6 protein-coding genes are annotated in these 7,399 nt (G+C 34.6%); 5 read left to right on the top strand and 1 reads right to left on the bottom strand.

What is annotated here, in order from left to right; translation table 11 throughout:
• Positions 1-641 precede the first annotated feature (641 nt).
• The 5 genes from C4S61_RS21360 (at position 642) to C4S61_RS21375 (ending at position 7,080) form a co-directional block, all read left to right on the top strand.
• The gene (locus C4S61_RS21360) at positions 642-4,943 is read left to right on the top strand and encodes a DEAD/DEAH box helicase (protein WP_103926810.1); all 4,302 of its coding nucleotides are present in this window, start codon (positions 642-644) and stop codon (positions 4,941-4,943) included.
• A complete protein-coding gene (locus C4S61_RS21365) occupies positions 4,936-5,769 on the top strand; it encodes a hypothetical protein (RefSeq protein ID WP_103926811.1) in 834 nt (277 codons plus the stop codon). Before C4S61_RS21360 ends, C4S61_RS21365 begins: the two co-directional genes overlap by 8 nt.
• A gap of 296 nt (positions 5,770-6,065) precedes the next feature.
• Positions 6,066-6,224, top strand: coding sequence for a hypothetical protein (locus C4S61_RS21965; protein ID WP_160111296.1), 159 nt, complete (start codon positions 6,066-6,068; stop codon positions 6,222-6,224).
• Positions 6,225-6,235: 11 nt separating this feature from the next.
• The gene (locus C4S61_RS21370) at positions 6,236-6,433 is read left to right on the top strand and encodes a helix-turn-helix domain-containing protein (RefSeq protein WP_103926812.1); all 198 of its coding nucleotides are present in this window, start codon (positions 6,236-6,238) and stop codon (positions 6,431-6,433) included.
• Positions 6,433-7,080, top strand: coding sequence for a phospholipase D-like domain-containing protein (locus C4S61_RS21375; protein ID WP_103926813.1), 648 nt, complete (start codon positions 6,433-6,435; stop codon positions 7,078-7,080). The genes C4S61_RS21370 and C4S61_RS21375 overlap by 1 nt, the downstream gene beginning before the upstream one ends.
• Positions 7,081-7,087: 7 nt before the next feature.
• Here C4S61_RS21375 and C4S61_RS21380 read toward each other — a convergent pair.
• Positions 7,088-7,399 (bottom strand): IS66 family transposase (locus C4S61_RS21380; protein ID WP_146064481.1); only part of this gene is annotated, 312 nt, incomplete at its 5' end.

Raw genomic sequence — 7,399 nt, forward strand, 5'->3', positions numbered from 1 at the left:
GTGTTATGCCCCCGCTTGACCAAATGCAGGTAATCATTGATCCGGTCTGGATCTATTTCAGTAGGCAATTCATTGAAGTGAAGGGCGAGTTTGGCCAGATGACGGCCATAGTTGGTGAGGGTACTTTGACTTTTGCCAGCAACAGTAACTTTTTGCTCAAACTTGGCCAGTAGTTCAGCAAATCCCGCTATCTTGGAGCAAGCGGCCTGGAGGAGGTTCTCTTTTTTTTCATGATTAATAAGCGTTTATGAATGAGCTAAAAAGTTACCTCTTTCCGGCTGCTACTTGGTAAAACTACCGCAGGTTTAGTGCAACAGCGGTTTGGCGTAATGGCGGGTTCAGTGCTTCGTATGACAGTTTTGTGGTAGGTTCAAGTTCAGTTCTTCGATTGAACTTTTGTGCTAAAAATCCGCCACTACGCCAAGCCGCAGAACGTTACCGGTCATGCTAAAAGACGACAGTGCAAACATATAACGACAGAGAAAATGAACAGAAATGCCAACGCTTCAGCAAAATCAAAAGAGCTGCAACCCGACACACAATCCGACACAGTTGCAGCACATTTGCTTTTGCCCAACCGCACAAAATCCGTTCTTCGTTGACAAAGACTAATTATTTTATAAAACTTATCTCAAGACAAAATGCAGTTTAAAGCAGGTTACATAGTTGACAGTATTGCAAAAGTTGTAGCCGACTTTAAAGCAAAATTGGATAGGCATAAACCAACTGACCAAAACCAACTTGACCAAATAAATGGACTACTTCAAAATGCGAGTTCTTTTGATGTCGATTTTTATTACAAGTACGCACCTGACTTTAAAAAACTAAATCCAGTTTTAGCCACTTTAAACAACATCATAACAAGAGGATTGCCCACAAGAGCACCATTACTTTTAGAGAACATATTTGCTGAAATTGGTTTAACAGAGCAATCTAATGAAGAGTTTGAAATCAATTTTCCAAAATTAATAAAACCAATTAGTTATGAAAGTATTTTTGAATTGTTGCATATTATTGAGCCACAATTAGAAATTAGCAAAACTAATTATGGAGGAAACTTAGGTAGTAGTTTAGAATGGGAGTTCATAAAAAAGCACTCTTTTGTAAAACAGATATTGGAATCTCAAAGAGATTTTTCAACAATTAACAGTAAACTTGCTGGAGGTAAATCAGTTGATTTTTGTTTTACTTCTCCCTACTTACATTGGAACGAAAATAATAATCGCTATGAAAAGGTTGGTAGAATATTTGAGGTGGATGGTTCCCACCATTCCCTATCTGAATACAAATATTATGATGCTTACAGAGACGCAATAGCAGAAGACGAAAACTTTGAAACAATAAGATTTACGGTTGAAACCATCAAAGCAGATAACACCGACTTTGAAGCGTTAATTGGAAGAAAGATTTATCAAAACTTCAAAAACAACTTTGAAAAGAATATAGAAGAACATCTTGCCGAATATTCTTTACTTTTTATTCCTTTTGCTGTCGCAAGAGTTCAAAAAACAGTTCTTGAATTTCTTTTGGTTCACCCCGAACTATTCAATAAAGAGAAAATTGAAATTGCAATTATTGAAAGGGATTTGCCTTGCGGAGCAATTGCAATTAAATCCTTGGAAGAATTATTTTTCAATATCAATGCAATCTTAGACGACAAAGACAAATTGCTTTTGCCTGAAATCTCATTGACTGTTTTTGAAAATTCAAAATGGGTTATTGACAACAAATTACACTTACAAAAAAGAGTTGAAGATGAAAGTTTTTTTAAACAGAAAGAGTTTGATATTGTAATCGACCATTCAATTTTAAGACGGTCAAATATTTACAAAGAAACAGACTTTTTGAGTGATAAGGCAATTAAAATTCGTTCCTCTCATTTCTTTGATACGACATTTGGTAAAATGAGACGAGTTTATTGTGCAGACTTGCTTCACTACAAAGCATTGGTTAAGAAAAAAGACGATGGTTCTTATGTCCCAGTAAGCAAATACGAATTCCACATAAATTTTTTCATTCAAACAATTTTTAGAAAAGTTAGTTTCAGAGAAGGGCAACTTCCAATCATTTCAAGAGCATTGCAACAAAAACCAGTTATCGGGTTACTTCCAACAGGAGGCGGAAAATCATTGACTTTTCAAATACCTACATTTCTACAACCAGGTTTGTGTTTGGTAGTTGACCCCATAAAATCGTTAATGGAGGACCAAGTTAGGGTTTTAAAACAAAATTGGATTGACTGTTGCGAATTCATAAACTCAAACTTAAAAAGAGAGGAAAGAGTAAAAAAACTAATTGACTTTCGTTATGGTGAAACAATGTTCCTTTTTGTTTCTCCTGAAAGATTTGTAATGCAAGATTTCAGAAATATCATTCGGACAATTGATGTTTCAAAATTCGGTTTAGCATTTTCCTATTGCGTAATTGATGAAGTTCATTGCGTTTCAGAGTGGGGACATGATTTTCGTTCAACATATTTAATGCTTGGGAAAAATGCTCAAAGGTTCGCAAAAATAAAAACGGCTAAAGCCGTTTCTCTTATTGGACTTACTGCCACAGCTTCGTTTGATGTTTTGGCTGACATTGAAAGAGAATTGCAAATTCAACACAATGATGTTGCTGACGCTATCATTATGATTGAAAATACAATCAGACCTGAACTATTTTTTAGAGTTACTGATGTTACAGGAAAAGATAGAATGAATGAGCTAAATAGTGACTTTTTAAACTTCGGGTCTAATCTTCAAAAATTAAACGAGACATCGCTAATCGAAAAATCACAGAAGCATCACTATGATAATTTTAATGATGCAGAACAGTTCAATCAAAATATTCTATTTAAAAATCAATCAGGAGAACTAATTGACCTAAGTGCTAAAACTCAAAATGAATTTTATGCAATCATTTTTTGTCCAGTAAAAGGGCAAGGTGGACATGAAAGCGGAGTTGATTTTGTTTACCAAAATCTTAATTCAAATTCAAAGGGCTTTTTCTATTCAAGTGAAACAGAGGAAGAAAGCAAGGAGGTTCAAGAACATTTTGAAAACTTTACATCAGACAGAACGCAACACATCGTTTGCACAAAGGCGTTTGGTATGGGGATTGACAAAAAAGATATTCGTTCAACCTATCACTATGTTTATTCAGGTTCACTTGAAAGTTTGGTTCAAGAAGCAGGAAGGTCTGGCAGAGACAAGAAAATTTCCGAAGCAAATATTTTAATTTCAAAAAGCAAGTATGTAAAACTGGATGTTTACAAATTCTTTAGTGAAAACAAAGAATACAAGCTCATTCAAAACAAGTTTACAAGAAAAGCAATACGACAAGCATTTGAGAAAAAGTGGGATGATAAAGCACAAGTGTTTTCAGACATTTCATTCTCCACTTTAGATGAAGCAATAAACGAAATTGGCTTGACAGATTTTAGTTTACTTAAAAAAGACGGAACAAAATACAATGTTCTTTCAATAGAAAACGTAGGTGAATTAAGAGATAAGCTAAAAGAAAAAGACGGTAACAATCATTACAAATTTCTTATTGAAAAATATAACGACAGAAACATTCACGATTTCTTTCATGAGCTTTCTTTTAAGGGAGTTGATACAGAGAAAAGCCAATTCCTAAATCTTTTCAAGGTTAAAGAATTTCAACTTATTAATGGTGAAATGATTAATATAGAAAAGCAAGATACATTGGCTAACACCTTTAATAATTGTAAGGATGAAAATTTTCAATTCATAATTACAGCTACAAAGAAGTATCCTGATTCTACTGAAATCATCTGCAATCTTCTGGGAGTAAATCCGAAGGATGAAATCAATCCGCCTTATTATACAGCTACTTTTGAGGAAGTAATTAAACGAGTTTATAAATGGTCACACGACTTTAATGACTTTCTTTTTTTATTGGATGAGAATAGCGTAAAAGAACTATCAAAAATTACGGAAGAAGTAAAAGCTAAACTTCTTTTTGTTTATAGTAGAGACAGGGAAACAAGCAACGATACAGGCAGGTTGATATATAGAATGCACAGCATGGGGCTTTTAGAAGATTATTTAATTGATTACAACAAGAACAATCTTTATAGTTGCACATTCAAGAAATTTAAAACCATTGATAAATACACAAAGGAAATTGAAAAATATTTACGAAGATATTTGTCAGAGAATACAGCAATGGAAAATATTGAAGCACTTAAAAGTCGCCTTGTAAAGCCAACTCTTGTAGAAAATATTATTGAGTGCCTTTACTTTTTATCCGAGTTTTCCTACAAAGAAATTGCAAGCAAACGAAAGAGAGCAACTGACGAAATTGAAAATGTTCTGAATACCAGTATAACTGAACCGAATTATATTTCCGATTGGTTTCAGCAAAATCTATATATTAAAGAGCAGATATTTTTTTACTTTAATGCAAAGTATGCAAGAATCGGTTTCAGGATTAACGGTAAACCATTCTCCCTTTTAGACGACTATCAGGAACTAGTGTTAAACAAACAAGAAATCCTTGATAAATATTTAGAAGTTTATCGCCTTGATGGAACAGAGCAAAACAACTACAAGCACATGATGGGTTCTTGCAAAAAAATTCTAAGGTCATTAAGTGAAACGGATTTGAATAACGAATGGTTACTTCGCTTACTTAAGGCATTTTCTATGTATTCAGTGAACAATGCATCATACATTTCAGAAGCAAATACTGAACTTGAATTAGGTTTTGACAATTTGTATAAGGACGAAAGTTTTCACGAAAACGATTTTGAAATTATTGAACCTATTTTTGAAAGTTACTTTGCAAAATTGCATAGCAACATTCAAGAGGATAATCCATCCTTCAAAGACATTAAACTTATCCGAGCAAAACTTTTATTAAAAATGCAGACCTTGGGTATTGAAAAACTTATAAACAGAAATCACGAATTAACAGCAGAATATTATGCCTAACTACGAAGAAGTAATACAGCAGTCGCAAGCAAACATTAAATCTTTGAGTGAGAAACTCAAAGACCTTGACAAGTTGCATCAAGATATTAAGGAATTGATAAAGCAACCAGAAATATTTGATACCAAATATCAGCAGATTGTAAAACTATCAGAGGAATACACTAACACTTTAGGAGCAACAACAAAAAAGTATTTGGACGGCAACAACGCTTTATTTACAGCAAACCTGAATGAGTTATCCAACAAGACAACAGATTTACAGAAAGAAATTTCACGACTTGTAAATACTGACTTCACAAAACTGTTTCAAGACTTACAAAAGTCATTCATTGACCAGACAAGAAAAGATTTAGCAATCGAACTGAAAAAGTTTGACGACAAATCAACAGACCTGCAAACTAAAATTGACGAGTTAAGAAAGCAAGTTGAACGACTTGAAAGAATTGATTTAGAAAAGCATTTTGACAAACTTCAAAAAACACTTGCTGAAATTTTTATAGCTATTAATGCAATCAATCTAACACTTACAAACGTAGTCCAAACCCTGACGGGAATTGTTCAAGCATTAGGCTATATTCAAACAACTCTTGACACAAATCACAAAGAAGCTAAACAACTTCTAAATGGTTTCAGCGAAACGACTGAAAAACATTTAACCGACATAGAAAAGCAAGCAACTAAAAATGTGGAATTGTTAGAGAGTAAAATAAAATCTCTATCAGACCAAAACGATTTACTGAAAAAAGAAATAAAGACAAACAGAATTTTTTTAATAGTAGGATTTGTGATTGCAATAAGCATTCTTGTTTATTTAATAGTTAGGTAATAATGCCAACGCATTTGGTAGCACATTTGCTGTTTTTCCAAACGCACTAAGCCAAGCAAAAAACATCAAAAGAGCTACCAAGCCAACGCACCAAGACAGAAACGAATAGAAAACGAAAGACAAAAATAAAGCACGGACCGGTAACAAGCGGTATAAAACATTGGGGTTTAAGTGGTTAATAGAGCGTTCTGCCCCGCATCAAGTTCGGTGTAACTCGACAGGAAAGTAGCCCGCAATCCCCAACGATTTCATACCGCAGACCGTTTATCGCTCAGTGTAAAAAAACAACCGCACAAATGGCACATTTGGTTTTTGCCGAAACACAGCCCAACGCTGAAAAACCAAAAGAGCCATTTTTTTGCCAACCCACGGACGAACAAAGCGACAATAATTCAAACACTTTTTATCTTGAAAAACGATACATTCAAAATATAAAACCTATTTTAGCAGCCTGACTTTTGTTGACATGAACAGAATAAAAGAAGTATTGGAAGAAAAGGGAATCAAGCAGACTTGGCTGGCTGAAAGACTTGGTAAGAGTTACAATATGGTCAATGGTTATGTGCAAAACCGACAACAACCAAGACTTGAAGTTCTTTTTGAAATTGCCAAGATTTTGGAAGTCGACCCAAAGGAATTAATAAAAACTGATAAGCCTGCCTAATGATATTAGATAACGAAAACGAAAATTTAAAAGTCCACGAATGGATTTCATCCTATACTGAACAAGGAAAACTAGATATTGTAACTGGTTACTTTACCATTGGTGCACTTGCTTGGCTTTCAAAAAATGTAAATGATAAAATTTCAGATTTTAGGCTTGTTCTGGGTGATATTGTAAATGTTGACTCTATCGACAACAGACCGCTTGACCTTTTAAATGAAAACATTAGCATTAAAGCATCTCTTAAATTAAGCAACCTATCGAAGGAAGCAGTTAATTTTCTAAAACAAGACAAAGTCGTAGCAAAAACTTTAGAGCCGAATTTTTGCCATGCTAAGAGCTACTTATTCAATCCTGACAAAAAAGACGATAGAAATAAATATTTCATTTCTGGAAGCTCTAACCTCACGGAAGCAGGAATTGGTTTAAAGCAAACCAACAACATAGAATTAAACATTGCTGAAACAGGCAACAACAACCAATACAAGGAACTGGTAGTTTGGTTTGATGCTTTGTGGGTAAGACCACAAGCACATAAAGAAAAAACCTTGGTTGCTCCTGATGGTACCAAATCCAAAATCGACTTCAAGCAATATTTGATTAATGAAATTGAGCGTATCCATCCGACCAACCCATGTTGTAAGTAAAAAAATTTTATGTAGGGCGGTATTCTTTCCAGTTAGAGGGTAACAGCTGGTAGAGGCTTTTGTGGTTTATACTTTGGATTCGTTCAAAGACACCTTTGAGCCATTCAAACTCATTGATATTGTTTTTTTTGCAGCTGGCCATGAAGGAGTACATTGCAGCGGTCATCTCGGCAGCGTTATGTGATCCTGCGAACAGGTAGTTTTTCCTTCCGATAGCCAAGGGACGGACGGCGTTTTCGACCAGGTTGTTGTCGATTTCCATCTGTCCGTGGAGTACATAGGCACTCAGTCCAGCCCATCGTGTGTATGCATAGGCGAT

The sequence above is a fragment of the Algoriphagus boritolerans DSM 17298 = JCM 18970 genome (assembly GCF_900108085.1).
GTDB lineage: Bacteria > Bacteroidota > Bacteroidia > Cytophagales > Cyclobacteriaceae > Algoriphagus > Algoriphagus boritolerans.

Coding starts and splice junctions, on each gene's coding strand:
- C4S61_RS21375 (WP_103926813.1), top strand. CDS start 6,433: ATGATATTAGATAACGAAAACGAAAATTTAAAAGTCCACGAATGGATT.
- C4S61_RS21370 (WP_103926812.1), top strand. CDS start 6,236: ATGAACAGAATAAAAGAAGTATTGGAAGAAAAGGGAATCAAGCAGACT.
- C4S61_RS21965 (WP_160111296.1), top strand. CDS start 6,066: ATGGCACATTTGGTTTTTGCCGAAACACAGCCCAACGCTGAAAAACCA.
- C4S61_RS21365 (WP_103926811.1), top strand. CDS start 4,936: ATGCCTAACTACGAAGAAGTAATACAGCAGTCGCAAGCAAACATTAAA.
- C4S61_RS21360 (WP_103926810.1), top strand. CDS start 642: ATGCAGTTTAAAGCAGGTTACATAGTTGACAGTATTGCAAAAGTTGTA.